Source organism: Aquincola agrisoli (assembly GCF_036621135.1).
Lineage (GTDB): Bacteria > Pseudomonadota > Gammaproteobacteria > Burkholderiales > Burkholderiaceae_C > Aquincola > Aquincola agrisoli.
The window spans coordinates 74,497-98,009 of sequence record NZ_JAZIBG010000001.1 but is presented as its reverse complement, the minus strand read 5'-3'; the positions used below and the strand labels follow the sequence as shown (position 1 = coordinate 98,009).

At 69.1% G+C, this 23,513-nt stretch carries 20 protein-coding genes and 2 pseudogenes; 7 read left to right on the top strand and 15 right to left on the bottom strand.

All coding sequences use genetic code 11. The annotated features are described in order from the left end of the window. Nucleotides 1–118, bottom strand: a pseudogene (locus V4F39_RS00460) (electron transfer flavoprotein subunit beta/FixA family protein); the annotation flags it as partial. A 26-nt stretch (nt 119–144) separates the two neighbouring features. Continuing rightward, nucleotides 145–1,113 carry a Bug family tripartite tricarboxylate transporter substrate binding protein gene (locus V4F39_RS00455; protein ID WP_332287252.1) on the bottom strand — a complete coding sequence of 323 codons (969 nt, stop codon included), beginning with the start codon at nt 1,111–1,113 and terminating at the stop codon, nt 145–147. 223 nt (nt 1,114–1,336) lie between these two features. On the opposite strand from V4F39_RS00455, the gene V4F39_RS00450 reads away from it, so the two are divergent. The 3 genes from V4F39_RS00450 (at nt 1,337) to V4F39_RS00440 (ending at nt 4,572) form a co-directional block, all read left to right on the top strand. Continuing rightward, the gene (locus V4F39_RS00450) at nt 1,337–2,149 is read left to right on the top strand and encodes an enoyl-CoA hydratase/isomerase family protein (RefSeq protein WP_332287251.1); all 813 of its coding nucleotides are present in this window, start codon (nt 1,337–1,339) and stop codon (nt 2,147–2,149) included. 85 nt (nt 2,150–2,234) lie between these two features. Beyond that, the gene (locus tag V4F39_RS00445; protein WP_332287250.1) at nt 2,235–3,200 is read left to right on the top strand and encodes a Bug family tripartite tricarboxylate transporter substrate binding protein; all 966 of its coding nucleotides are present in this window, start codon (nt 2,235–2,237) and stop codon (nt 3,198–3,200) included. Nucleotides 3,201–3,204: 4 nt separating this feature from the next. After that, nucleotides 3,205–4,572 carry an MmgE/PrpD family protein gene (locus V4F39_RS00440; protein WP_332287249.1) on the top strand — a complete coding sequence of 456 codons (1,368 nt, stop codon included), beginning with the start codon at nt 3,205–3,207 and terminating at the stop codon, nt 4,570–4,572. Nucleotides 4,573–4,593: 21 nt separating this feature from the next. On the opposite strand, the gene V4F39_RS00435 is transcribed toward V4F39_RS00440, so the two are convergent. The 5 genes from V4F39_RS00435 to V4F39_RS00415 form a co-directional block, all read right to left on the bottom strand. Continuing rightward, nucleotides 4,594–6,834 (bottom strand): acyl-CoA dehydrogenase family protein, encoded by a 2,241-nt coding sequence (locus V4F39_RS00435; protein ID WP_332287248.1) that lies wholly within the window; start codon nt 6,832–6,834, stop codon nt 4,594–4,596. After that, the gene (locus tag V4F39_RS00430) at nt 6,834–8,027 is read right to left on the bottom strand and encodes a CaiB/BaiF CoA transferase family protein (RefSeq protein ID WP_332287247.1); all 1,194 of its coding nucleotides are present in this window, start codon (nt 8,025–8,027) and stop codon (nt 6,834–6,836) included. Before V4F39_RS00430 ends, V4F39_RS00435 begins: the two co-directional genes overlap by 1 nt. Before the next feature lie 84 nt (nt 8,028–8,111). Then, complete coding sequence (locus V4F39_RS00425) at nt 8,112–9,002, bottom strand: LysR family transcriptional regulator (protein ID WP_332287246.1); 891 nt, start codon at nt 9,000–9,002, stop codon at nt 8,112–8,114. Between the two features lie 21 nt (nt 9,003–9,023). After that, the gene (locus V4F39_RS00420; protein ID WP_332287245.1) at nt 9,024–9,989 is read right to left on the bottom strand and encodes a Bug family tripartite tricarboxylate transporter substrate binding protein; all 966 of its coding nucleotides are present in this window, start codon (nt 9,987–9,989) and stop codon (nt 9,024–9,026) included. A 57-nt stretch (nt 9,990–10,046) separates the two neighbouring features. Beyond that, on the bottom strand, nt 10,047–11,186 hold the full coding sequence (locus V4F39_RS00415; protein ID WP_332287244.1) for an acyl-CoA dehydrogenase family protein: 1,140 nt from the start codon (nt 11,184–11,186) through the stop codon (nt 10,047–10,049). An 85-nt stretch (nt 11,187–11,271) separates the two neighbouring features. On the opposite strand from V4F39_RS00415, the gene V4F39_RS00410 reads away from it, so the two are divergent. Further along, entirely contained in the window at nt 11,272–12,105 is an 834-nt protein-coding gene (locus V4F39_RS00410) for a FadR/GntR family transcriptional regulator (RefSeq protein WP_378235166.1), read from the top strand. Here V4F39_RS00410 and V4F39_RS27160 read toward each other — a convergent pair. The 8 genes and pseudogenes from V4F39_RS27160 to V4F39_RS00375 all read right to left on the bottom strand — a co-directional run. Continuing rightward, nucleotides 12,054–12,173, bottom strand: a pseudogene (locus V4F39_RS27160) (cation transporter); the annotation flags it as partial. The gene V4F39_RS00410 and the pseudogene V4F39_RS27160 overlap by 52 nt on opposite strands. A 51-nt stretch (nt 12,174–12,224) precedes the next feature. After that, nucleotides 12,225–12,569 carry a copper-binding protein gene (locus V4F39_RS00405; RefSeq protein WP_332287242.1) on the bottom strand — a complete coding sequence of 115 codons (345 nt, stop codon included), beginning with the start codon at nt 12,567–12,569 and terminating at the stop codon, nt 12,225–12,227. An 11-nt stretch (nt 12,570–12,580) separates the two neighbouring features. After that, nucleotides 12,581–13,039: a DUF411 domain-containing protein gene (locus V4F39_RS00400; RefSeq protein WP_332287241.1), complete on the bottom strand. Its 459-nt coding sequence runs from the start codon at nt 13,037–13,039 to the stop codon at nt 12,581–12,583. Further along, entirely contained in the window at nt 13,036–13,530 is a 495-nt protein-coding gene (locus V4F39_RS00395; protein ID WP_332287240.1) for a cupredoxin domain-containing protein, read from the bottom strand. Before V4F39_RS00395 ends, V4F39_RS00400 begins: the two co-directional genes overlap by 4 nt. A 20-nt stretch (nt 13,531–13,550) precedes the next feature. Next, complete coding sequence (locus V4F39_RS00390) at nt 13,551–14,921, bottom strand: multicopper oxidase family protein (RefSeq protein ID WP_332287239.1); 1,371 nt, start codon at nt 14,919–14,921, stop codon at nt 13,551–13,553. A gap of 10 nt (nt 14,922–14,931) precedes the next feature. Continuing rightward, on the bottom strand, nt 14,932–16,335 hold the full coding sequence (locus tag V4F39_RS00385) for a TolC family protein (RefSeq protein WP_332287238.1): 1,404 nt from the start codon (nt 16,333–16,335) through the stop codon (nt 14,932–14,934). Continuing rightward, nucleotides 16,332–16,658, bottom strand: coding sequence for a hypothetical protein (locus V4F39_RS00380; RefSeq protein WP_332287237.1), 327 nt, complete (start codon nt 16,656–16,658; stop codon nt 16,332–16,334). The genes V4F39_RS00385 and V4F39_RS00380 overlap by 4 nt, the downstream gene beginning before the upstream one ends. Before the next feature lie 114 nt (nt 16,659–16,772). After that, nucleotides 16,773–17,204, bottom strand: coding sequence for a hypothetical protein (locus V4F39_RS00375; RefSeq protein ID WP_332287236.1), 432 nt, complete (start codon nt 17,202–17,204; stop codon nt 16,773–16,775). A gap of 331 nt (nt 17,205–17,535) precedes the next feature. Here V4F39_RS00375 and V4F39_RS00370 point away from each other — a divergent pair, with 331 nt between their 5' ends. From V4F39_RS00370 to V4F39_RS00360, 3 genes are all read left to right on the top strand, one after another. Next, the gene (locus tag V4F39_RS00370; protein ID WP_332287235.1) at nt 17,536–19,842 is read left to right on the top strand and encodes a copper-transporting P-type ATPase; all 2,307 of its coding nucleotides are present in this window, start codon (nt 17,536–17,538) and stop codon (nt 19,840–19,842) included. 267 nt (nt 19,843–20,109) lie between these two features. Next, the gene (mutS, locus tag V4F39_RS00365) at nt 20,110–22,668 is read left to right on the top strand and encodes a DNA mismatch repair protein MutS (protein ID WP_332287259.1); all 2,559 of its coding nucleotides are present in this window, start codon (nt 20,110–20,112) and stop codon (nt 22,666–22,668) included. Further along, complete coding sequence (locus V4F39_RS00360) at nt 22,665–23,504, top strand: proteasome-type protease (protein ID WP_332287234.1); 840 nt, start codon at nt 22,665–22,667, stop codon at nt 23,502–23,504. The genes mutS and V4F39_RS00360 overlap by 4 nt, the downstream gene beginning before the upstream one ends. The last annotated feature ends 9 nt before the right edge of the window (nt 23,505–23,513 follow it).

Below are 23,513 nucleotides of genomic sequence, written 5' to 3'. Positions count from 1 at the left end.
CGTCGAACGGGTTCATCGACATCTTCACGTTGGCAATGTCCACCCCCGTGCCGTCGCCCTTCACCCTCACCTTCACGTTGTAGTCCACCACCCGCTTTACCGGGACCAGGATCTTCATGCGCTTGTGCTCCTCGTGTGGTTGGCTCATTCCGCCCGGATGTCCCGCTCGCGGATGATCGTGCTCCAGCGGGCCAGGTCCTGCCGGATGTAGGCGGTGACCTCGTCCGGGCCGCCGCGGTCCACCGCCACGCCCAGGCCCTCGAAGCGCTTCTGGATCTCGTCGGTGGCCAGCGCGTCCGCCAGCACCCGGCGCATGCCGTCGAGCGCCGCCCGCGGCGTGCCGGACTTGGCCATCAGCGCGAACCACGAATACAGCACGAAGCCCGGCACCTCCGCCTGCACCGTGCCCACACCGGGATCCAGCGGCGAGGGCTGCTCGGAAGTCACTGCGATCAGCTTGATGCGGCCGCTGGCGATGTGCGCCCGCATCGCATCGGTGGGCGTGGTCAGCAGTACCTGCACCTCGTTGCCGAGCAGGGCGTTGAGCGTGGGCGCCTGGCCCTTGTAGGGCACATGGGTCATCACGAGGCCCGCCTGCTTGGACAGCAGTTCGCTGCCCAGGTGGCCGAGCGAGCCGATGCCGGCGCTGGCGTAGTTGAGCTCGCCCGGGTGGGCGCGCACATGGCGGATGAAGGACCGCATGTCGGCGGCCGGCACCTGGGCGCTCACCGCGATCTGCATCGTGGCCTTCGCGATCATCGCGACCGGCTGGAAGTCCTTCAGCGGATCGAACGCAGCGGCCTTCTGCAGCAGCGGCGTCACCGCGCTGGGGCCGTTGTTGCCGAGGAAGAAGGTGTTGCCGTCGGCCGGCGCCCGCAGCACCTGCTGCGCGCCGAGCGCACCGCCCGCGCCGGGCACGTTCTCGACCAGCACCGTGGCCCCGAGCGCCCGCTGCAGCGGGCCCTGCAGCAGCCGGGCCATGGCGTCGGTGGGCCCGCCGGCCGCATAGGGCACGACGATGCGCACCGTGCGGTCGGCCGCCGCGGCAGGCAGGGCCGGTGAAGACAACACGCCGGCGGATGCGGCGAACTCGAGGAAGCGACGTCGTTGCATTGGGGGTCTCCTGCCCGCATGGTGTGCGGCCGCGGCCTGCGCGGCAAGCGCGGGCGCCGCACAGCTCGTGTGAGCCGGGTTCAACGATGGCGGCCCGCGGCGCGACCGTGCCGCCCCGGCACAGCTGCTGTGCGCGCCGGCCGCTTGTTCCGGCGCAGCGCCTGGGTAGGCTGAGCACCGGATGCCACGAGCCCCCTCCCCTTTCCTTTTCATCGAGAACGCCATGTCCCGCTACGAGAAATACCATGACCTGAAGATCGACGTCGCCGGCAAGGTGGCCACGGTCACGATCCACCGGCCCGAGGCCCGCAACGCCATCAACCAGCGCCTGATCCGCGAGCTGCGCACGATCTGGGACGACCTCGCCGACGACCCGGCGGTCAATGCCGTGCTGCTGACCGGCGAAGGCCCGTTCTTCAGCGTCGGCGGCGACGTCAAGGCGATGTCGGACCGCCCGGGCGGCGACGTGCTGGAGGAAGGCGAGGTGCACGATCCGATGATCAGCCGCCGCCTCGTGAACCGCCTGCTCGAGCTCGACAAGCCCATCGTCTGCGCCATCAACGGCGACTGCATCGGCCTGGCCGCGACGATCGCGCTGCTGTGCGACGTCACCGTGATGTCGGAAGACGCCCGCATCGGCGACACACACGTCAGCCGCGTCGGCCTGGTGGCCGGCGACGGCGGCACCGTGATCTGGCCGCTGCTGGTCGGCGTGGCCAAGGCGAAGGAGTTCCTGATGCGCGGCACGCTGCTGAAGGGCCGCGAGGCCGAGCGCATCGGCCTCGTGAACCACTGCGTCGCGGCCCCTGAGGTGCGCACCCAGGCCGAGCAGATCGCCACCGAACTCGCGAACGGCCCCACCTGGGCCATCCGCTGGACGAAGCTGTCCGTCAACCAGATCGTGAAGGAGCGCGTGAACCACCTGCTCGAGGCGTCGATGGCCCTGGAGCAGGTCACCTTCGAGCTGGCCGACCACAAGGAAGCCACACGCGCCTTCAAGGAGAAGCGCCGGCCCCGCTTCGGCCAGTCGAACTGACGCACCCCGCGACACGGCCGCGCGCCAGGCCGAGCCGATAGAGGCACGAGACCTCGCCGCCGACACGCCACCGGAGACACCCCCTATGAAACGCTTCTTCCGCCCGGCCCTCGCGGCCCTGGCCATCGTCGCAGCCTGGCCGGCTCAGGCCGAGCCGGGCTACCCGCGGCAGCCGATCCGCATGGTCGTGCCGTTCACGCCCGGCTCGACCTCCGACATCGCCGCGCGCGCCGTCGCGCAGAAGATGCAGGGCCCGCTGGGCCAGCCGGTGCTCATCGAGAACCGGCCTGGCGCCAACGGGGCGATTGGCATGCAGGCGGTGGCGCGGGCCAAGCCCGATGGCTATACGCTGGTGGTGGGGTCGATTTCTTCGACGGCCGTGCCCGCGGCCATCATGAAGACACCGTCCTTCAACCTGCTGCAGGACTTCGTGCCGGTGTCGGTGATCGCAGGCACCACGCTGCTGGTGCTGGCACCCCAGGAGTCCGCGATCAACTCCATCCCTGAGCTGGTATCGGCCGCGAAGAAGTCGCCGGGCGCGCTGAGCTACGGCAACTCGGCCGGCCTCTTCCTGCTCGCGATGGAGTCGCTGAAGATCCAGGCGGGCATCGACCTCACCGCGGTGGCCTACAAGGGGCCGAGCGAAGCGGCCAACGACCTGATCGGCGGCCGGCTGGCGGTGCAGCCCGATTCGCTCGGCGCGGCCACGCGGCTCATCCAGGCCGGGCGCACGAAGCCGCTGGCCGTGCTCAGCGGCAAGCGCTCGGCCCTGCTGCCGCAGGTGCCGACGATGCAGGAGCTGGGCTACAAGGACTTCGACTTCAACGGCTGGATCGGCGTGCTCGCGCCGGCCGGCACGCCGGCCGCCATCGTGCAGCGGCTGCACGAGGAGATCGCCAAGGCGGTCGACAGCGACGAGGTGCGGCAGGTCTATGCCAACGCGGCCCTCGACGCGGTGAGCATGCCGCCGGCCGCGTACCGCGAGCTGCTGGTGCGTGAGACGGGCAAGTACGAGCACATCGTCCGCCAGGCCGGCATCGAGAAGCAATAGCCGCATGCCGACAACCATCGACGCGGGCCTGCCGGCCCTGGCCCAGGCTGCGCAAGCCTGGACGCTCTCCCGCTGCCCGCCCGAGATCGTCGCGCAGGCGCGGCTGTGCATCCTCGACACCGCCGGCTGCATCGTCGCCGGCGGGCGGACGGAAGAAGCCGCGCTGATCCTGCGCTGCGAAGGTGATGCCGCGGGGGCAGCGGCGACCGTGCTGGGCACGCCCGCGCGCCAGCCCCTGCTGTCCACGGTGCGCATCCACGGCTACCTGGGCGACGTGCTGGAACTGAACGACCTGATCGGCGGCCACGCGAGCATCGGTGTGGTCAGTGCCGCGCTCTCGCTGGCGGAAGTGCGCGGCGCGCCGCTTGGCACGATGGTCGAGGCCGTGCTGCGCGGCATCGAGGTGACCCACCGCATCTACAGCGCCGTGTACCCGTCGCTCAAGCGCTTCACCGAATCGGGGCTCGTGCCGGTCGGCATCCCGTCGTCGATCGGCGCCGCCGCGGCCGCGTCGAGGCTGCTGGATTTGGATGCCGAACGGACCGCCCACGCGATGGCGATCGCCGGTGCCCTCGCCGGCTGGTGCCCTGCCGAGGTGATCTTCGGCGACGGCGGCACCCTGAAGCCGATGCTGTTCGGCGCGCAGACCGGTGCCACCGGCGTGACCGCGGCGCTCTACGCCCAGCAAGGCATGACCGGTCCGCTGCGGCTGCTGGAGAGCCGGCTCGGCTACTTCGCCACCGCCGCCACCGCGGCGCGCCTGCAGGCCGAGCTGCCCCCCGAGCGCTGGGGCCTGGCCGCGCCGCGCAGGAAGCTGCACGCCTGCTGCGGCTACCTGCACTCGGCGGTCGATGCGGCGGTGCGCCTGCGCGCGCAGGCGCCGTTGACGCCGCACACCACGCTGGAGGTGCACGTGCCGCCCTACACCGCCGACGCGGTGGACAAGCCGCGGCCGCCGGTGTCGGCCAACGATGCGCGGTTCCACCTGCAGTACTGCCTGGCGCTGGTGCTGTGCGGCGCCGATCGCATCGACCCCGAGCACAGCCTGGACCATGCCGGGCACCTGGCGCGCGATGACGTCGCCGCCGCGATGGACCGCATCCACGTGGTGCCGGACGGCGACCTGACGCACTACCACCAGTGCCGGCTGCTGTTGAAGGACGCACAGGGCGCCGTGCTCGCGGCCCAGGCGCTCGACGCGCCGCGCGGCTCGCCGGCCGAACCCCTGGCCGACGACGACGTGATCGACAAGTTCCGCCGCATCGCCGGCCCGTCGCTGCCGCCCGGCCGCGCCGATCGCTTCATCGGGCAGCTGATGGCCGGCGAGGACCACGCCCCCGCCGCCGGCTGCATCGCGACCCTGGCGACCTGACCGGCCGCCAGCCGCAGCCCCTCAGCGCGGCAGCCCCAGCCCGCGCTGCGCGATCAGGCTGCGCTGGATCTCGTTGGTGCCGATGCTGATGACCCACATCAGCGAATGCCGCAGCTGCTGCTCGAACCGGCCGCCGGCCACCGCACCCGCCGCGTGCTGCGACAACGCGGCCGCAGGGCCGAGCAGTTCCAGCGCGGCCTCGCCGTAACGCTCCATCAGCTCACCCGAGAACACCTTGCTGATCGCGCCCGTCTCGGGCGGCGTGGTGCCGCTTTCGGCGAGTTCGGCGCAATGGATCATCAGGCGCCGGCCCACCTCGATCTCGGCCGCCAGGCGGCCGATGCGGTCGCGCACACGGGCCTGCTGCACCAGCGTCGGCTGGCGGCGGATCTCGCGGCACAGCAGGTCGAAGCCATGCGCCACCTTCAGCACGATGCCGCCGCCGACCAGGCCCCGCTCGTTGGCCAGTGCGTCGGTCAGCACCTTCCAGCCGCCGTTGACCGGCCCGACGACGTTCTCGGCGGGAATGCGCACGTCGTCGTAGAAGATGTTCGCGAAGCTGCCGTCGTACATCGTCGTCGCCGGCTTCACGCTGATGCCGGGCGTGTCCATCGGCACGATGAACATGCTGATGCCGGCGTGCTGCGGCGTGGCTCGCGGATCGGTGCGCGCGGCGAGGAACATGTACTGCCCCCACCAGGTCGTGGTCCAGATCTTCTGGCCGTTGATGACCCACTGGTCGCCGTCGCGCACCGCGCTGGTCCGCAGCGAGGCCAGATCGGAACCGCTGTCGGGCTCGCTGTAGCCCATGCCGTGCATGGCTTCGCCGCGCAGGATCTCCGGCAGGTAGCGCGCCTGCTGCGCCGGGGTGCCGTGCATGATCAGCGCGTTGGCCTGCACCGAGGCCCCGATGCGCGGCGCCTCGGCCCGCTCCATCACCTCCATGAACGCGAGCTGCTCCATCGGCGTGCGGGCCTGGCCGCCGAGCACGACCGGCCAGCTCAGGCCCAGCCAGCCGGTGCGGCCCAGGTCGCGGGCGAAACTCGCGTCGAACTCGCGGTCGTGGAAGGGTCGTGCATCGAAAGCCGCCTTGCGCTCGCCCGACCAGTGCGTGGCCAGCCAGCCCCGCACCTCCTCGCGGAAGGCGTTGCCCGCCTCACCGAGGTCGTACTCGGGCAGCCTGGCGTCCTCCCCCTCCAGCAGCTCGGCGGCCAGCGCTTCCAGGCCGACCCGTTCGCCGTGCAGCACCGTGGTATCCAGGTGCACCCGCCGGAAGTGGCGCGGCGCCTCGTGTTCCTCGGCGTAGCCGATGGCCCCGAAGGCATGCTGCGTCTGCAGCGCCACCTGCCGCAGCGCGGGGCCGCCGAATGCCAGCGCGGCGTGGGCGTAGTAGGCCTGGCGCGGATCGCCGAGATCGTGCCGCTCGGCGGCGTGCTCGAGCGTGAGCCGCACACCTTCCAGCGCGATCAGGTTGTCGGCCAGCTTGTGCTGGATCGCCTGGAAACGGCCGATCGGCTGGCCGAACTGCCGGCGCTCCTTCGCGTAGTCGACGACCAGCTCGAACGCACGCCGTGCCGCGCCGTGCGCACGGGCCAGCAGCAGCAGGCCGGCCACGGTGCGCAGGCGCTGCAGCAACGGCTCGGGCAGCGGCACACGGCAGACCTCGGCGGCCCGCAGCACCACCTCGCACCAGCCGTCGGCGCCCAGCGCCCGCGTGGGGACGACGTCGACGCCGGCCGAAGCCACGTCGACCACCACCAGGCCGTCAGGCGTGGCGACGACCAGGTCCGTCGCCGTGGCGGCACCGTCCACGAACCGCAGCGTGCCTTCCAGCCGATCACCGTTCAGCGAGAGGCTGGCCGCCAGCGGCTCCGGGTCGAGTTCGCCGAACGAAAACGCCACCCGCGCCTGCCCGCCGTGCAGGCGGTCGAGCAGCCGCGCCAGCTCGCCTTGCACGCCCGTCGCGCAGGCGGCCAGGTTGAGCAGCGCGGCGCCGAGCTGGGGCACGGGTGCGGCGGCACGGCCCAGCTCCTCCATCACGATGCACAGCTCGCGCAGGCCACCGCTTTCCGGGTCGGCACCGAGCGCGCCCAGCCCCTGGCCCGACCACCCCTGCCAGAGGGCGGTTTCGCGCGCTGCATCGTGCGAGCCGCCGGCCTTCGCGGCCGGCCAGTGCGTCTGCAGGTAGCCCCGCACCGAGTCGCGCAGCATCGTGCGCTCCTCGTTGCCTGGCAGCGATTCGGCAGCCACGGTGCGGCGCATCACGCTGCCCTTCCCAGCACGCCCTCGGCGCGCAGCTCCGCGATCTGGCCGGCAGACAGGCCCAACAACTCGTGCAGCACCGCGGCGCTGTGTTCACCCAGCCGCGCCAGACGGCGCCGCGCCGCGGTGGGCGTGGCCGAGAGCTTGTACGGCGCGTTCGCCACGAGGAAGCCGTCGTCGCGCGTGCCCAGCCGCGTGAGCGTGCCACGTTCGGCGATCTGCGGATCGGCCATCGCCTCCTTCACCGTGCGGTAGCGCGAGCACGGCACGCCGGCCTTCATCAGCACGGCTTCGCACTCCTCGCCGCTGCGCTGGCTGGTCCAGCGTTCGATGATCTCCAGCAGCAGCGGCCAGTTGGATTCCTTGGTGGCGACGGTCGCGAAGCGCGGATCGGTCTTGCCCTCCGGGAAGCCGACGACGTCGAACAGCACGTCGAGGTTCTTCTTCGTCACCGCCGCCACCATCACGAAGCCGTCGCGGCTCTTCACCGGCTCGTACACCTGGCGCGGCCGCTCGGGCGGGAACTGCGCCGCCTGCATCTCGTAGATCAGCATGCCCAGCACCGAGTCCATCAGCGAGACGTCGATGCACTGGCCCTTGCCGCTGCGCGTGCGTTCATACAGCGCGAGCTGGATGGCGCCGAAGGCGTGCGACGCGCCCAGCACGTCGGCGATGAAGATGCCGTTGTTCGCGGGCCGGGTGCTCGAACGTTGGTATTCGTTGTAGGCCGTCTCGTAGCCCGAGGCCGCGTGGATCACCGGCGCGTAGGCAGGTGCCTGCGCACGCGGGCCGCTCTGGCCGAAGCCGGAGATCGACGCGTAGACCAGCCGCGGGTTCTCGGCCGACAGCGATTCGTAGTCAAGACCCAGCCGCTTCATCACGCCGGGGCGGAAGTTCTCCACCAGCACGTCGGCCTTCAGCGCGATCTCGCGTGCGAGGCGGCGGCCTTCCTCGGTCTGCAGATCGAGCACGATGCTGCGCTTGCCGCAGTTCATCGACGCGTAGTAGGTGCTGATGCCGCCGCGCACCGGCGGGCGCTGGCGCACCACGTCGCCTTCGGGCGATTCGATCTTGATCACGTCGGCGCCGGCGTCGGCCATCATGCGGGTGCACATGGGGCCGGACATCACGATCGTGAAGTCGGCGACGACGAGGCCGGCCAGGGCGTCTTTGCGGGGAGTCGGGGTGTTCATGAAGCGAAGCTTCGACTTCATCGCCCCTGCCAACAAGGCCGCCGGCGGAACAGCATCTGTGCACGCCCGGCACAGCGGCAAGCGTCAGGCCGCGAGGGGTGCCTCGACGTGTTCGAGGAAGGCGCGCACACGCGCACCGAGGTGCCGCCGGCTGGGGTAGACGGCGTAGATGGGCTCGCTGTTCGCCTGGAACTCGTCGAGCACCGTGACCAGCCGGCCGGCCGCCAGCGCATCGGCGATGTGGTAATCGGCCAGCCTCGCCAGCCCCATGCCGGCCACCGCCAGCGCGCACAGCATGTCGCCATTGTTGGCGGCCACCGCGGCCCCGGCCGGCCCGCGCTGCGGCGCGGCCGCATCGCCCTGGAACTTCCACTGGCTGCGGTACGAGCCGGGCAGGAAGTTGAGGCAGCGGTGGCGCTCGAGGTCCTCGGGCGCCTGCGGCGTCCCTTGCTGCGACAGGTAGCCCGGCGACGCGCAGATGCGCCAGCGCGCACTGCCGATGCGGCGTGCGACCAGCGTCGAATCGGGGATGCTGCCGCTCTGGAAGGCGATGTCGATCTGCTGCTCGACGATGTCGGGTGCCGCGCCGCCAAGCACGAACTCCACCTTCAGCGCCGGGTAGCGGGCGATGAAGGACGGCATCAGCGGCGCCAGGCAATGCCGCGCAAAGGCCGGCGTGCTGCCGACGCGCAGCACCCCGCTCGGCCCGGCGAGCGCCGGGCTCAGCGCCTCCTCCGCCTCCTCCAGCGCTTGGATCACCTTCTGCGCGGCCTGCAGCAGCTGCTCGCCCTCCTGCGTCAGCCGCAGCACGCGCGAAGTGCGGTGGAAGAGCCTCACGTTCAGCCGGTTCTCCAGCCGCTGCACCACCTTGCTGATGGTCGAGGGATCGAGGTCCAGGCTGCGCGCGGCGGCGGAGAAGCTGGCTTCCTCCGACACCCGCAGGAAGAAGACCAGTTCACGGACGTTCTCGTACATCGTGGCGGGCTCCTGGCGGGGTCACTCGGTGCTGATCGCCCGCTCGCGGATCACCGGCGCCCAGCGCGCGACGTCCTCGGCGACCATGTCGGCCAGCCTCCGGGGCGTCGCGGTGGTGGCGACGACGCCGAAGCCGAGGAAGCGGCGCTGGATGTCTTCGTGTCCCAGCGTCTCGTTGATCACCGCGTTCAGCCGGGCCACCACCTGCGGCGGCGTGCCGGCCGGCGCGAGGATGGCAAACCAGCTCTCGGCGGTGAAGCCCGGCAGCGTGGCGCCCACCGTGGGCACGCCCGGCGCCAGCGGAGACGGCTCGGGCGACGTCACGCCCAGCAGGTGCAGCCGGCCGCTGGCGATGAACTCGTTCATCGCCGCCGACGCGGTGGTCACCAGCAGCCCGACCTCGCCGCTGACGACCGCATTGGTGGTGGCGGCCTGCCCCTTGTAGGGGATGTGCGTCATCTTCAGCCCGGCGGTGCGCGCGAACAGCTCGCTCGTCAGATGGCCAAACGATCCGATGCCCGCCGACGCGTAGGCGACCGGCTGCGGCTGCTTCTTCACGTACTCGACGTAGCTGCGCACGTCGGTCGCCGGCACCGAGCCGTTGACGACGACGAACATCGGCGCCGTCGAGACCAGCGCCACCGGCGCGAAATCCTTCACCCCGTCGAAGCCCGCGCTCTTCACCACCTGCGGCGTGACCGACAGGATGCCGTTGTTGACGAAGAAGAGCGTGTGGCCGTCGGCGGGCGCCCGCGCCACCTCCCGAGCGCCCAGCGCGCCTGCCGCGCCGGGCTTGTTCTCGACGAGCACGGTCTGGCCCAGCGCCTTCTGCAGGGGCTCCTGCAGCACGCGGGCCATGATGTCGGTGGTGCCGCCGGCCGGATAGGGCACGACGAGGCGGATCATCTTGCTCGGGTAGGCCTGGGCCCAGCCGGTGGCGGGCGCGGCGCACGCGGCGGCCAGCAGCAGGGCCAGCAACTTCTTCATGGCTTGTCTCCTTGGTGGTGTATCGACGGCCGTCGCAGCGCAGCGCCTGCGCCGGCGTCAGGCGAGCAATTGCTTGGCGATGACGACGCGCTGGATCTGGTTGGTGCCTTCGAAGATCTGCGCCAGCTTGGCATCGCGCATCATCCGCTCGACCGGGTAGTCCTGCGTGTAGCCGTAGCCGCCGAAGACCTGCACCGCATCGGTGGTGACCTTCATCGCCATGTCGCTGCCGAAGCACTTGGCCATGCTGGCGAGCAGGTTCAGCCGCTCCCAGTCGCCTGCGTCGCCGGCACGGGCGCATTCATAGACCAGCGCCCGCGCCGCCTCGATCTCGATGGCCATGTCGGCCAGCATGAACTGCACGCCCTGGAACTCGGCGATGGCGCGCTTGAACTGCCTGCGCTCCTTGGCGTACTCGACGCACGCATCGAGCGCGCCCTGCGCCAGGCCCACGCACTGCGCGCCGATGGTCGGCCGGTTGAGGTCGAGCGCACGCATGGAGGCCTTGAAGCCCTTGCCTTCCTCGCCGATCAGGTTCTCGACCGGCACGCGCACGTTGTCGAGGAAGATCGGCGTGTTGGGCGCGCCGCGCCAGCCCATCTTGCGTTCGTGCCGGCCGAAGCTCACACCCGCCATCTTCTTCGGCTCGACCACGAAGGCGCTGATGCCCTCGGCGCCGGAGTCGCCGCTGGTGCGGGCCATCACGACGATGTAGTCGGCCACGCAGCCGTAGCTGCACCACTGCTTGCGTCCGTTGAGGACGTAGGCATCGCCATCGCGCACGGCGCGTGTCTTCATCGCCCCGACGTCCGAGCCGGCCTGCGGCTCCGAGATCGCGATCGCCGTGACCACGCCGCCCTTGGCCACCGCCGGCAGGAAGCGCTGGCGCTGCTCCTCGGTGCCGAAGTGCAGCAGCGGCATGATGAACATCGTGTTGAGCCCGGCGATCGAGCCGCAGGCGGGCGACACGCGCGAGATCTCCTCGCGGGCGATGCACATCATCGTCAGGTTGCCCTCCGGGCCGCCGTAGCGCTCGGGGATCCACAGCTGCATCAGCCCCATCTCGCCATAGAGCTTGACCAGTTCCTCGGGGAAGCGGTCGCTGGCGTCGACCTCAGCCGCGATCGGCGCGACATGCTTGGCGACCATGCGCCGGATCGAGTCGCGGAACGCGACCTGCTCTTCGGAAAACTGCATCGAGGACCTCTTGCTGGCGTGCTGATTGGTAGGACCATTTATTATTAGAACCACTTGAAAGGCCCGTCAAGCCAGTGAGAACCTGATGCACACTTTGCGAAGATCCCCTGAATACCAACCGCCGCACCCGCGGCCGCACACCATGGACAGCGCACTGGCGCCGCTGCAGTTCGAACCGATCCAGACCCGCCGCACCTTCGAGGAGATCTGCGAGCGCATCCGCGAGCGGGTGTCCAGCGGGGAGCTCAAGCCCGGCGACAAGCTGCCGGCGGAGCGCGATCTGGCGCAGCAACTGGGCGTGGGCCGCAACGCGCTGCGCGAGGCGCTGCGCAGCCTGGAGATCGCCGGCATCGTCGAGCTGCGCAAGGGCGTGAAGGGCGGCGCCTTCATCCGGCCCGGCGACCCGGGGCGCATGGATGCCGTCGTGCGCGACATGTTCAGCCTCGGTTCGATCTCGGTGTCGGAGCTGACCGAGGCGCGTATCCACGTGCAGGACCTGGTCGTGCGGCTGGCCTGCGAACGGGCCACCGAGGCGGACTTCACTGCGCTGGAGGCGGTGATCGAGCGGACCGAGGCGATGACCGAGGCGGGCCGGTACCTGGACCGGGTCGAGTGCTCGCGCGACTTCTACCGGCTGCTCGGCGCGGCGACGCACAACGGCGTGCTCGACATGATGGTGCAGTCGATCACCGAGATCCTGATGCAGTTCGTCTACGCGCGTGTCGCGGCCGGCGGCAAGGCCCAGCCCCGGCTGGTGCAGAAGCGGCGGGCGTTCCTCGCCGCCTTGCGTGCCCGCGACAGCGAAGAGGCGGCGCGGCTGATGCGCTCGCACCTGGAATCGGTGCACCGCATGCTGCAGGACTCACTGGGCGAGGCCGGCGCGGTACGCCTGGGGCCGCGGCCGCGGGCGGGGCGGTGAGCGAGGCAGGCGGCCGGGACAACGAGCATGCTCAACAGCGGGGCCGTGACCATGCCGCCGACCATCGGCGGGTCACGGCGCCAAGGCTGGAAGTGCGACGAAGCGCCGCAACGTCCACCTCACCTGGCTGGTTGGATGGCGGTCACGGTAAAGGCGCCGTTGACCTTCTCTGCCGTGAACTTGACCTTGTCGCCGTCCTTCAGACCCTCCAGCAGCTTGGGGTCGACAACCTTGAAGACCATCGTCATCGCCGGCATGTCGAGATGGGCCAGCGGACCGTGCCGCAGCGTCACCTTCCCCTGCTCCTTGTCGATCTTGCGCACTTCGCCGTCGCTTTGCGGAACCGAGTTCGCCGCCGGGTGATGGGCGGAGTGGTCGGCGGCGGAGGCCGGTGCGGGCTGGGCGTGGACGAGGGATGCGGCGGAAGCCATGGCCGCCGCGGTGATGATGCGGGTGAACTTCATCGCGGACTCCTTCAGGATTTCGGGTAGTGGGCAAAGACGGTCTCGCGACCGCTCTTGTCGATGAGGTAGACGTCGTACGGGTCCTTGCGGTCTCCGTATTCCATGCCAGGTGAGCCCACGGGCATGCCAGGCACAGCCAGGCCTATTGCGGTGGGCTTCGCGGCCAGCAGACGCTTGATTTCAGTAGCCGGCACGTGGCCTTCGACTACGTAGCCGTTGACGATACCGGTGTGGCAGCTGCCGAACTTGTCCGGCAGGCCGTAGCGCTTGCGGGTGACAGTGGTGTCGTCGACCTCCACCACCTTGACGGGGAAGCCGGCCTGCTCCAGGTGCTGGACCCAGGCACCACAGCATCCGCAGGTCGGGTTCTTGAAGACCTCGACGAGCGGCAACTTGTTCGCAGCGAGTGCCGGCAATGCGGCAGCAGCTGCGCCCGCGGCAATCGCGGTGATGAGGTGTCGACGTTTCATTTGACGGTGACCTTTCCGACCATGCCGGCCTCGAAGTGACCGGGGATGAGACAGGCAAACTGGAACTCACCCGCTTTGGTGAACTGCCAGACGATTTCGCCGCTGGTGCCCGGCTTGACATGCGCCATGTGGGGCTCGTCGTGCTCCATGCCGGGGAACTTCTTCATCAGCTCGGCGTGCTTCTGCAGTTCCACCGATGTGCCGAGAACCATCTCGTGGAGCACCTGGCCCTTGTTGGTTGCGACCAGCTTGACGGTCTCTCCACGCTTGACGGTGAGTTCCGCGGGCGTGAAGCGCATGGCGTCGCTCATGTCCACGCGGATGGTCCGCGTCGCCCTGGCTGGGTCGCCTTCGCGGCCGAAGGCGGTGTCTTCGACCCTGCTGGCGTCGAACTTCCGGGGATTGCCTGCGTGGCCTTCGTTGCCATGGGCCAATGCGCCAGAGGCCAGGACAAACGCGGCGGTGGCTAGGGCGGCTGATTTCATGCTCATTGGATCCTCTCCGCGTGGGGTCAGTGGTTGGCGTGGCCGCCGGTCGGCTTGCGCACATTGATGGTCTTGCTGTCTGCCCTGGGTGCAGGCACGCGCGGGGGCTGTTGCACCTCACCGATGTACTCATAGGCCACGGTGCCCTGAGGGTGCTTGTAGAAGCCGGGGTCCTTGTAGTCGCCGCGCTGGACGTCGTCGCGCACCTTGACGACGCTGAACATGCCGCCCATCTCCATCGGGCCGAAGGGGCCGGTCCCCGTCATCATCGGCAGCGTGTTGTCGGGCAGCGGCATCTCCATGGAGCCCATGTCGGCCATGCCCCTGTCGCCCATCACCATGTAGTCAGGCACGAGCTTGGCGATGCGTTCGGCCACGCCGCGGTGGTCCACGCCAATCATGTTGGGCACGTCATGGCCCATGGCGTTCATCGTGTGGTGGGACTTGTGGCAGTGGATGGCCCAGTCGCCCGCAATGGCATCGAACTCGAACGCCCGCATCTGGCCAACCGCCACATCGGTGGTCACCTCGGGCCAACGCGCCGACGGCGGCACCCACCCGCCGTCGGTGCCCGTGACGACGAAGTGCGGCCCGTGCATGTGGATGGGGTGGTTGGTCATCGTGAGGTTGCCGACGCGAACACGAACCCTGTCTCCGGTCCGCGCGACCAGCGGGTCGATGCCGGGGAACACGCGGCTGTTCCAGGTCCAGAGGTTGAAGTCCGTCATCTCGGCGGTCTTCGGGGTGGCTGCGCCCGGCTCGATGTCGTAGGACGCAAGCAGGAACACGAAGTCCCGGTCCACCCGGAACTGGCGCTGGTCCTTCGGATGAATGATGAACATGCCCATCATTCCCATCGCCATCTGCGTCATCTCGTCGGCGTGCGGGTGGTACATGTGGGTGCCGGACCGCAGCAGCGTGAACTCATAGACGAAGGTCTTGCCAGGCGGGATGTGCGGCTGCGTCAGGCCGCCGACCCCGTCCATGCCCGAGGGCAGCAAGATGCCGTGCCAGTGCACTGTGGTGTGCTCGGGCAGCTTGTTGGTGACGAAGATGCGAACGCGGTCACCCTCCACCGCTTCGATGGTCGGACCAGGGCTCGAGCCGTTGTAGCCCCACAAGTTGGCCTTCATGCCAGGCGCCATCTCGCGCACGACGGGTTCGGCCACGAGGTGGAACTCCTTGACGCCATTGTTCATGCGCCAAGGCAGCGACCAGCCGTTGAGCGTGGCCACCGGGTTGTACGGACGGCCGGCGTTGGGCACCAGCGGCGGCTGCATGGTCGGCGAGGATTGGTAGACCGCCTCAGGCAATGAGGCGGCGCCGGCTCGGCTGACGGCAGTGGCTCCCAAGGCCACGGCGCCAGCCGTTTTGAAGAAGTTGCGTCGATCGGACATGGATGTTCTTTCAGTGGCCGCCGCCGGACTCGGCCGGGGCTGCGGATGCAGACGTGCGCGGGGCACTGCTGGCGCCGGGCGATCGGCCCGTGAGCGCGGTCTGGAGGTTGGTCTCAGCAGTCCAGTAGTCACGCAGGGCTTCGACATAGCCGGTGACACTCGAGACCTGGTCGCGGGAGTCGGCGAGCAGTTCGAACACGCCGATGAGCATCCCGTTGTACCGAAGCAGGTTCTCCTCGGAGATGCGCTTGCGCAGCGGCACCACCTCGTCGCGGTAATGCTTGGCCAGGTCGTAGCTCGTGCGGTAGGCCGAGTACGACTCGCGCACCTCGGACCGGGCGTCGATGGCGACCTGGGCGGTGCGGTGGACCGCCTGCATGTAGGTGGCCTCGGCACGCGTAGCTCGCGTGGCGCCGAAGTCGAAGAGCGGCAGCTCCAACTCGACTTCGTAGCCGTTCGCTCGCGGCTCGCCGGTGACGCTCTTGTTCTGGTAGCCAAGCTCTAGCACGTTGATGAAGCGCGTTGCCTTCGTGAGACCCCACGACTTGGCGGCGTGCTCGGTGGCGCGCTTGGCCATGAGCACGTCCAGACGCTTTTCCATCGCCGTTTGTTCGGCGTCCTGGGGCTCGGCCGGCTGCTTCGGCAGTTCGGGCAGTCGCTCCGGCAGCGTGAACGCCTGGTTCCCCGATAGGCCGAGCAGCCGGGTGAGGCGCTCGCGCTCGGCAACCGCCTGATGCTGTGCACGGGCCAGTTGCGACGTGGCATCGGCGTAGAAGGCCTGCTCGCGCATCTGCGCCAGCTTGTTGAAGTTGCCCGCCTGGACCATTCGCCGAGCCAGTTCGTTGGAGGCGTCCGCGGCTTCCTTGACCTGCCCGTGGTATTTGACGAGTTCCTGGGCGGCCACAGCGCTGAAGTACGCCTTTCGCGTGTCCGCGGCAACGCCGACGGCTTCGTGGGCGGCCTGCAGTTGCGCTTGCGCAAAGCGGCGTTGCTCGACCTGGGCCGCGACGGGAAGCGTCAGCAGCCCCAAGACGTCGAACATGATGGCGCGGTCGATTTCCACGACGCCGCCGCCTTCACGCAAGCGACCGAAGCTGAACGAAGGATTGCGCAGGCGGCCGGCGCGCACGAGCTCTGACTCGGCAATGCCAAGCTCGCTGAAGCTTGCCTGCAGGCCGCGGTTGTTCAGGAACGCCAGTTCGACGGCGCTGTCGGCGGTCAGGGGTTGCTTCAGCAGTTCGGCCACGCGAGCCTGCGCGCTGTCGACGTCGCTGGCGGTGCGCGGGTACGAAGGCGCCTGGCCGACTCTCTCCTTGGTGAGTTCAGCCAGCCGCCCGGCACCTCCGTCCGGTGAGAACGACGCGCATCCGCCCAGCACGAGCGCCGCTGCCGCGGCTGCAGTCAGGCGCATCATTGCTTGCCTCCGTGGTGTTGGTGACTGCCGTGGGAGGGCATGGCCGATGCCTTCTGTGCGGGAGCGGACGGTGCAGCTGTGCCGGCGCCATGCCCGGCGTGGCCGCCCTTGACTGCTGCAGCGCGCACGCTGTCGTTAACCCTGCGCCAGTCACCGGGCTGGGCGTCCATCCAAGGCTTGTAGTCGGCGAAGGCGGACTGGTAGCGCAGCGCCGGAGCCGAGGCCTTCGGGTCTGCGGGGTCAGGCCGGTTGGCTTGGGCAGGCGCGAGCAGCGGCAGGCACAGCGCCACAGCAGGCACCAGCCTGAGAGAGGTGTTGTTCATTGTTCGAAACCATGTGAGTCATCGGCTCGGCGTTGCCACAGCCAGGAGACGCTCGTTTCGACCGGCAAGCGGACGCACGAGCCCCATCGGGCCTCCCGCGGAGGCCTCAGTGGGTCAGATGGTTCGCGGTGGACGCTCCTGCCCGTCCGAGACATTGCTCGGCGGCGGGGCGGCAAGCTCAGCAAACTTGACCGCGGCGGGGTCCAGCGGTGCTGCGAGCGTCGGCATGGCGCTCACGAGGGGCGTGGCCGAACAATAGGCGGAGCAGGCGTTGCACGCTTCAGACCCGGCGTGTTCGTGCGCCGCGTGTCCGTCGTTGGAAGCTTCCGTGCCGTGCGCATGAGCGCTTGCATGGCCATGGCTATCCGAGTGGTCATGCGCCATTGCATGGTCCATCGCCTCGTGGCCGGCCGGGTGGCCACTCATGGCCAGCTCCAGCTGCATCCCTGACCCGGCAACCGGGCACAGCATGGCCGCGGCCACCGCACCCCGGGCGGGGAGCAGCACGGCAAGCAACAGCAGGAGCCAGATACGCCAGGGCTTCACGGACGTAAGCGTAGCAGGGACAGTTTGTAGGGCGGGGTCGATTTAGCCAGTCTAAACCTTGCCCCACTTGGAAGGTCAAGCGGCCACCATCCGGGCCTCGCGCGCCGAAACCCCGAGGGCTCCAGAGCGAGCATGGGGATGTCCGCCAGCCAGCGACACGCCTTGGTCGGCCAGCGGCTCGATGACGGGGCAGTCCGGATGATGGGTCTCGCGGGGGCCACTTGATTGGCGGCCCGGCTTGGCGCCCCTTTGGTGGGAGCGGGCATGGTTCTGCCCCTTGACCTTCCGACGATGGGAAGGTCGACACTGCAAGCAACAAATGGAGAGCGCGATGCCGACCAGCACCCACGACCACTCGCAGCACCGCCAAGGGGCTGCCCCGGCAACAGGGCACGAGCATCATCATCACAACGCAGATGGCACCCACGTGGTGCCTGACGGCACCGTGATGAAGGGTGGGCATCACGGCCATCACGCGCACGCTGCGGCGGTGAAGAAGCCGGCGCCCGCGGCTGACCAACGCCAGGTCGAGTACACCTGCCCGATGCACCCGCAAGTGCGTCAGATGGGGCCGGGGAGTTGCCCTATTTGCGGCATGGCGCTGGAGCCGGTGCTGGCGACCACAGCGCAAGGCGAAAGCCCCGAACTGCACGAGATGACGCGACGGTTCTGGATCGGAACGGCGCTGACCGTGCCGGTGTTCGCGCTGGAGATGGGCGGCCACCTGACGAACCTGAACCACCTTCTCGGGCAGCAGCTGTCGAACTGGATACAGCTCCTTCTTGGAACGCCGGTGGTGCTGTGGGCCGGATGGCCGTTCTTCGTCCGCGCCGTGGCGTCGGTGAAGAACCGCAGCCTCAACATGTTCTCGCTCATTGCACTGGGTACGGGCGCGGCCTGGCTCTACAGCATCGTCGGGACGGCTGCCCCGCAGTTGTTCCCCGCGGAGCTCCGTGTGACCGATGGCGCGGTGCAGATCTACTTCGAGGCTGCCGCCGTCATCACGGTGCTGGTGCTGCTGGGCCAGGTTCTTGAGCTTCGGGCGCGGGAGAAGACCTCCGGAGCCATCAAGGCGCTCCTGGGGCTGGCACCGAAGACGGCAGTCAAGGTCGACGAGCAAGGCAACGACGAGACGGTCCAGGTAGACGGCATCCAGGTTGGTGACCTGCTGCGGGTTCGACCCGGCGAGAAGGTCCCGGTCGACGGTGAGCTAACGGAGGGCAAGGGCAACGTCGACGAGTCGATGGTGACAGGCGAACCCATCCCGGTGACCAAGGCTGCGGGCTCGAAGGTCACCGCCGGGACGATGAACCAGACCGGCGGCTTCGTCATGCGCGCCGAGAAGGTGGGTGCAGACACCCTGCTCTCGCAAATCGTGCACATGGTGGCGGCCGCTCAGCGCAGTCGTGCGCCTATCCAGCGGATGGCCGACCAGGTTGCCGGTTGGTTCGTGCCTGCGGTCATCCTCGTGGCTGCAATGACCTTCGTCGCCTGGCTTGTGTGGGGCCCGTCGCCAGCGTTCAGCTACGCGCTCGTGACCGCGGTGGCAGTGCTCATCATCGCCTGCCCTTGTGCGCTGGGCCTTGCCACGCCGATGTCCATCATGGTGGGTGTTGGCAAGGGCGCGCAGCATGGCGTCCTCATCCGCGATGCTGAAGCCCTCGAGAAGATGGAGAAGGTCGACACGCTGGTGGTCGACAAGACGGGCACGCTCACAGAGGGACGACCGAAGGTTGTCCACATCGAGCCGGCACCTGGCTTCACGGCGGATGATGTGCTTCAGAAGCTCGCAAGCGTCGAGCGGGCCAGCGAACACCCGTTGGCCATGGCCATCGTGATGGACGCGCAGGAGCGCAAGTTCGCTCTGGCACCGGTCAGCGACTTCGACTCCCCCGTCGGCAAGGGCGTCATTGGGACGGTTGATGGCCAAGTCATCGTCTCAGGCAGCGCGAAGTTCTTGTCGGAGCACAACATCGAGACGGACCGCCTAGCGACGGCCGCTGAAGCGCAACGTCGGAAGGCCGCGACGGTCATCTTCGTCGGCATCGGCGGAAAGCTCGCTGGCTTTGTCGCGGTTGCGGACCCTATCAAGGCGACGACGCCGCAGGCGTTGAAGGCGCTGCAGGCCGCCGGCGTTCGAGTCGTGATGTTGACGGGCGACGGGAAGACGACTGCTGAGGCAGTGGGTCGCGAACTTGGCATCGACGAGGTCGTGGCCGAGGTGTTCCCCGAGGACAAGGCGGCAGTGGTCAAGCGCCTGCAGGAGGCAGGCGGTGTGGTCGCGATGGCCGGCGACGGCGTCAACGATGCACCGGCACTTGCCCAGGCCACCGTCGGGATCGCGATGGGCACCGGAACGGACGTCGCCATGGAGAGTGCGGGCATCACCTTGCTGCAGGGTGACCTCATGGGCATCGTCCGCGCGCGTACCTTGTCGCATGCCACCATGCGAAACATTCGCCAGAACCTGTTCCTCTCGTTCGCCTACAACGTCGCCGGGATTCCGCTTGCCGCGGGCGTTTTGTATCCCTTCTTCGGCGTGCTGCTGTCGCCGGTGGTGGCGGCTGCAGCGATGGCGCTTTCCTCTGTGAGCGTCATCGGCAACGCACTTCGGTTGCGCTCAGTCAGGGAGGAGTGACCACGGCGCGCCGCGTGCGACGTCGTGCTTGAAGCCAGGCCGCGGTAGCTCGACCTCTTGTCTAATACGGCCTTCACGGGCGGCTTGCTCCCATCGTCCCCTGCGTGGTTGTAGCAACGCCTTTGGCTACGCCATACCTCAGAACAGCCGCGAAACTTCGGTTTTTCCGGCCACTCCTTGCAACAAGCTGCAATGCTGGAAGTCGCTAAGTCGGTGTCATACAAAGAAAAGCCCAGCCAAGACAAGGACTTGGCAGCGCACACGCCCATGATGGCGCAGTACCTCGGCATCAAGGCGGAGTTTCCCGACACGCTCGTGTTCTACCGCATGGGGGACTTCTACGAGCTGTTCTACGACGACGCGCGCAAGGCCAACCGGCTGCTCGACATCACGCTGACCACGCGCGGCCAGAGCGCCGGCGAACCGGTGGTGATGGCCGGGGTGCCGGTGCATTCGGTCGAAAGCTACCTCGCCAAGCTGATCAAGATGGGCGAGGCGGTCGCCATCGCCGAGCAGGTGGGCGACGTGGCCACCGCCAAGGGGCCGGTGGAGCGCAAGGTGGTGCGCGTGGTCACGCCCGGCACCGTGACCGACTCGGAGCTGCTGTCCGAACGGGTCGACAGCCTGCTGATGGCCATCGCCCGCCGCCCGGCCGGCTACGGCCTGGCCTGGCTGGGCCTGACGAGCGGCCAGCTCGGCCTGACCGAGTGCAGCGAACGCGAGCTGCCGGCCTGGCTCGCCCGGCTCGATGCCGCGGAGATCCTGGTGGATGGCAGCGAGCTGCCGCCGTGCGTGCGTGGCAGCGGCGCCGCCATCACGCAGCGGCCCGCGTGGCAGTTCGACAGCGCGCTGGGCGCGCGCAAGCTCTGCGCGCAGCTGAAGGCGGCCAGCCTCGCGGGCTTCAACGCCCAATCGCTGGCCATGGCGCACGCCGCGGCGGCGGCATTGCTGGCCTTTGCCGAGCACACGCAGAGCCAGTCGCTCGCCCATGTGCAGACGCTGTCGGTCGAGCGTGCCAGCGACCTGCTCGACCTGCCGCCCGCCACCCACCGCAACCTCGAGCTGACGCAGACGCTGCGCGGCGAGCCGGCGCCGACCCTGCTGTCGCTGCTCGACACCTGCAAGAGCGGCATGGGCAGCCGGGCGCTGCGCCACTGGCTCACCCACCCGCTGCGCGACCGCGCCGTCGCCGGTGCGCGCCACGAGGCGATCGCATGCCTGGTGGGCGCCGGCTTCGAGCCGCTGCGCGAGGCCCTTCGCCACATCAGCGACGTAGAGCGCATCACCTCGCGCGTCGCGCTGCGCCAGGTGCGCCCGCGTGAACTGGCCGGCCTGCGCAGCACGCTGGCGGGCCTGCCGGCGCTGCGCGCGGCCGTGCCGGTGGGCAGCGCACCGCTGCTCGACGAACTGCAGGCCGCGCTGCATCCCGACGCCGCGCTGGCGACGCTGCTGGCCGAGGCCATCGCCGAGGAGCCGGCGGTGCTGCTGCGCGACGGCGGCGTCATCGCCCCGGGCTTCGACGCCGAGCTCGACGAGCTGCGCGGCATCTCGCAGAACTGCGACGCCTTCCTGCTCGACCTGGAAGCGCGCGAGCGCACGCGCACCGGCATCGGCAACCTGCGCGTGCAGTACAACAAGGTGCACGGCTTCTACATCGAGGTGACGGCCAGCGGGCTCGACCGGGTGCCGCCGGACTACCAGCGCCGGCAGACGCTGAAGAACGCGGAGCGCTTCATCACGCCGGAACTGAAGGCCTTCGAGGACAAGGCGCTGTCGGCGCAGGAGCGCTCGCTGGCCCGCGAGAAGTGGCTGTACGACCACCTGCTGAACGCACTGCAGCCGCACCTGGGCACGCTGGCCGCGCTGGCCCGCGCGCTGGCCGCGCTCGATGCGCTGGCCTGCCTGGCGGAGCGGGCGGCGACGCTGGACTGGTGCCGGCCGGCCTTCGTCACGCACCCCTGCCTGGAGATCGAGTCCGGGCGCCATCCGGTGGTGGAAGCGCGCCTGCGCGAGACCGGCAGCGGCGAGTTCATCGCGAACCACTGCCGGCTCGACGCCCGCACGCGCATGCTCGTCATCACCGGGCCCAACATGGGCGGCAAGAGCACCTTCATGCGGCAGGTCGCGCTGATCGTGCTGCTGGCCGCGATGGGCTCCTACGTGCCGGCCGCCGCCTGCCGCCTGGGGCCGATCGATGCGATCCACACCCGCATCGGCGCCGCCGACGACCTGGCCAACGCGCAGTCGACCTTCATGCTCGAGATGACCGAGGCGGCGGCCATCGTGCACGGCGCCACCGAGCACAGCCTGGTGCTGATGGACGAGATCGGCCGCGGCACCTCGACGTTCGACGGACTCGCGCTGGCCGGCGCGATCGCGAGCCACCTGCACGACCGCAACCGCGCGTTCACGCTGTTCGCGACGCACTACTTCGAGCTGACGGCGTTCCCGGCCCGCCACGCCCATGCGCTGAACGTGCACGTGAGCGCCGTCGAGAGCGGGCGCGACATCGTGTTCCTGCACGAGATCGAACCCGGCCCCGCCAGCCGCAGCTACGGCGTGCAGGTGGCGCAGCTGGCCGGCATGCCCAAGCCGCTGATCCGACAGGCGCGCCATGCGCTCGAGGCGCTGGAGGCGCAGCAGCAGGCCGGCAGCGCGCAGGTCGACCTGTTCGCGCCGCCGCCCGCCCCTGCGGCGCCCGTGGCCTCGGCGGCGGAGGAAGCGCTGGCCGCGCTGCAGCCTGATACGCTGTCGCCCCGCGAAGCCCTGGACGCGCTGTACCGGCTCAAGGCACTCCTCCGACCCACCTCCGACATCACGCCATGACCTATTGCGTCGGCATCCGGCTCAACGCCGGCCTGGTTTTCCTGTCCGACTCGCGCACCAACGCGGGCATGGACCACATCAGCACCTACCGCAAGATGATCATCTACGAGAAGACGGATGACCGCTTCATGGTGCTGCTGTCGGCCGGCAACCTCAGCATCTCGCAATCGGTGCGCGAACTGCTGCAGGTCGAGAAGATCGACGGCCACGAGGAAGAAGGCAAGAGTGGCGAGCCGATCACGATCTGGAACGCCACCAGCATGTTCGATGCCGCGCGGGTGCTGGGCGCCACCGTGCGCCGGGTGTTCGAGCAGGACGGCCGCGCGCTGAAGCAGGCCGGCATCGACTTCAACGCCAGCTTCATCTTCGGCGGCCAGATCAAGGGCGAGGCGATGCGCATGTTCCTCGTCTACTCGGCCGGCAACTTCATCGAGGCCACCGGCGAGACCTGCTACTACCAGGTGGGCGAGAGCAAGTACGGCAAGCCGATCCTCGACCGCGTCATCACGCCGGCCACGCCTTTGAACCAGGCCGCCAAGTGCGCGCTGGTGTCGATGGACTCGACGCTCAAATCGAACCTGTCGGTCGGCCTGCCGCTGGACCTGCTGGTCTACCGCGAGGGCGAGTTCAGCAGCAACGACATCGTCTGCATCGACGACAAGAACCCCTACTTCAAGATGATCCACGAGACCTGGGGCCAGCGGCTGCACGAGGTCTTCCAGGGCATCGACGACCCGCGCTGGGACGGGGGCGACAGCGCGCACCCGATGATGGTGCGCAGCGCCCGCTACGACACGATGCGCAAGATCACGCATCCCGGCGAGAGGATCGTTTGACCACCCCGT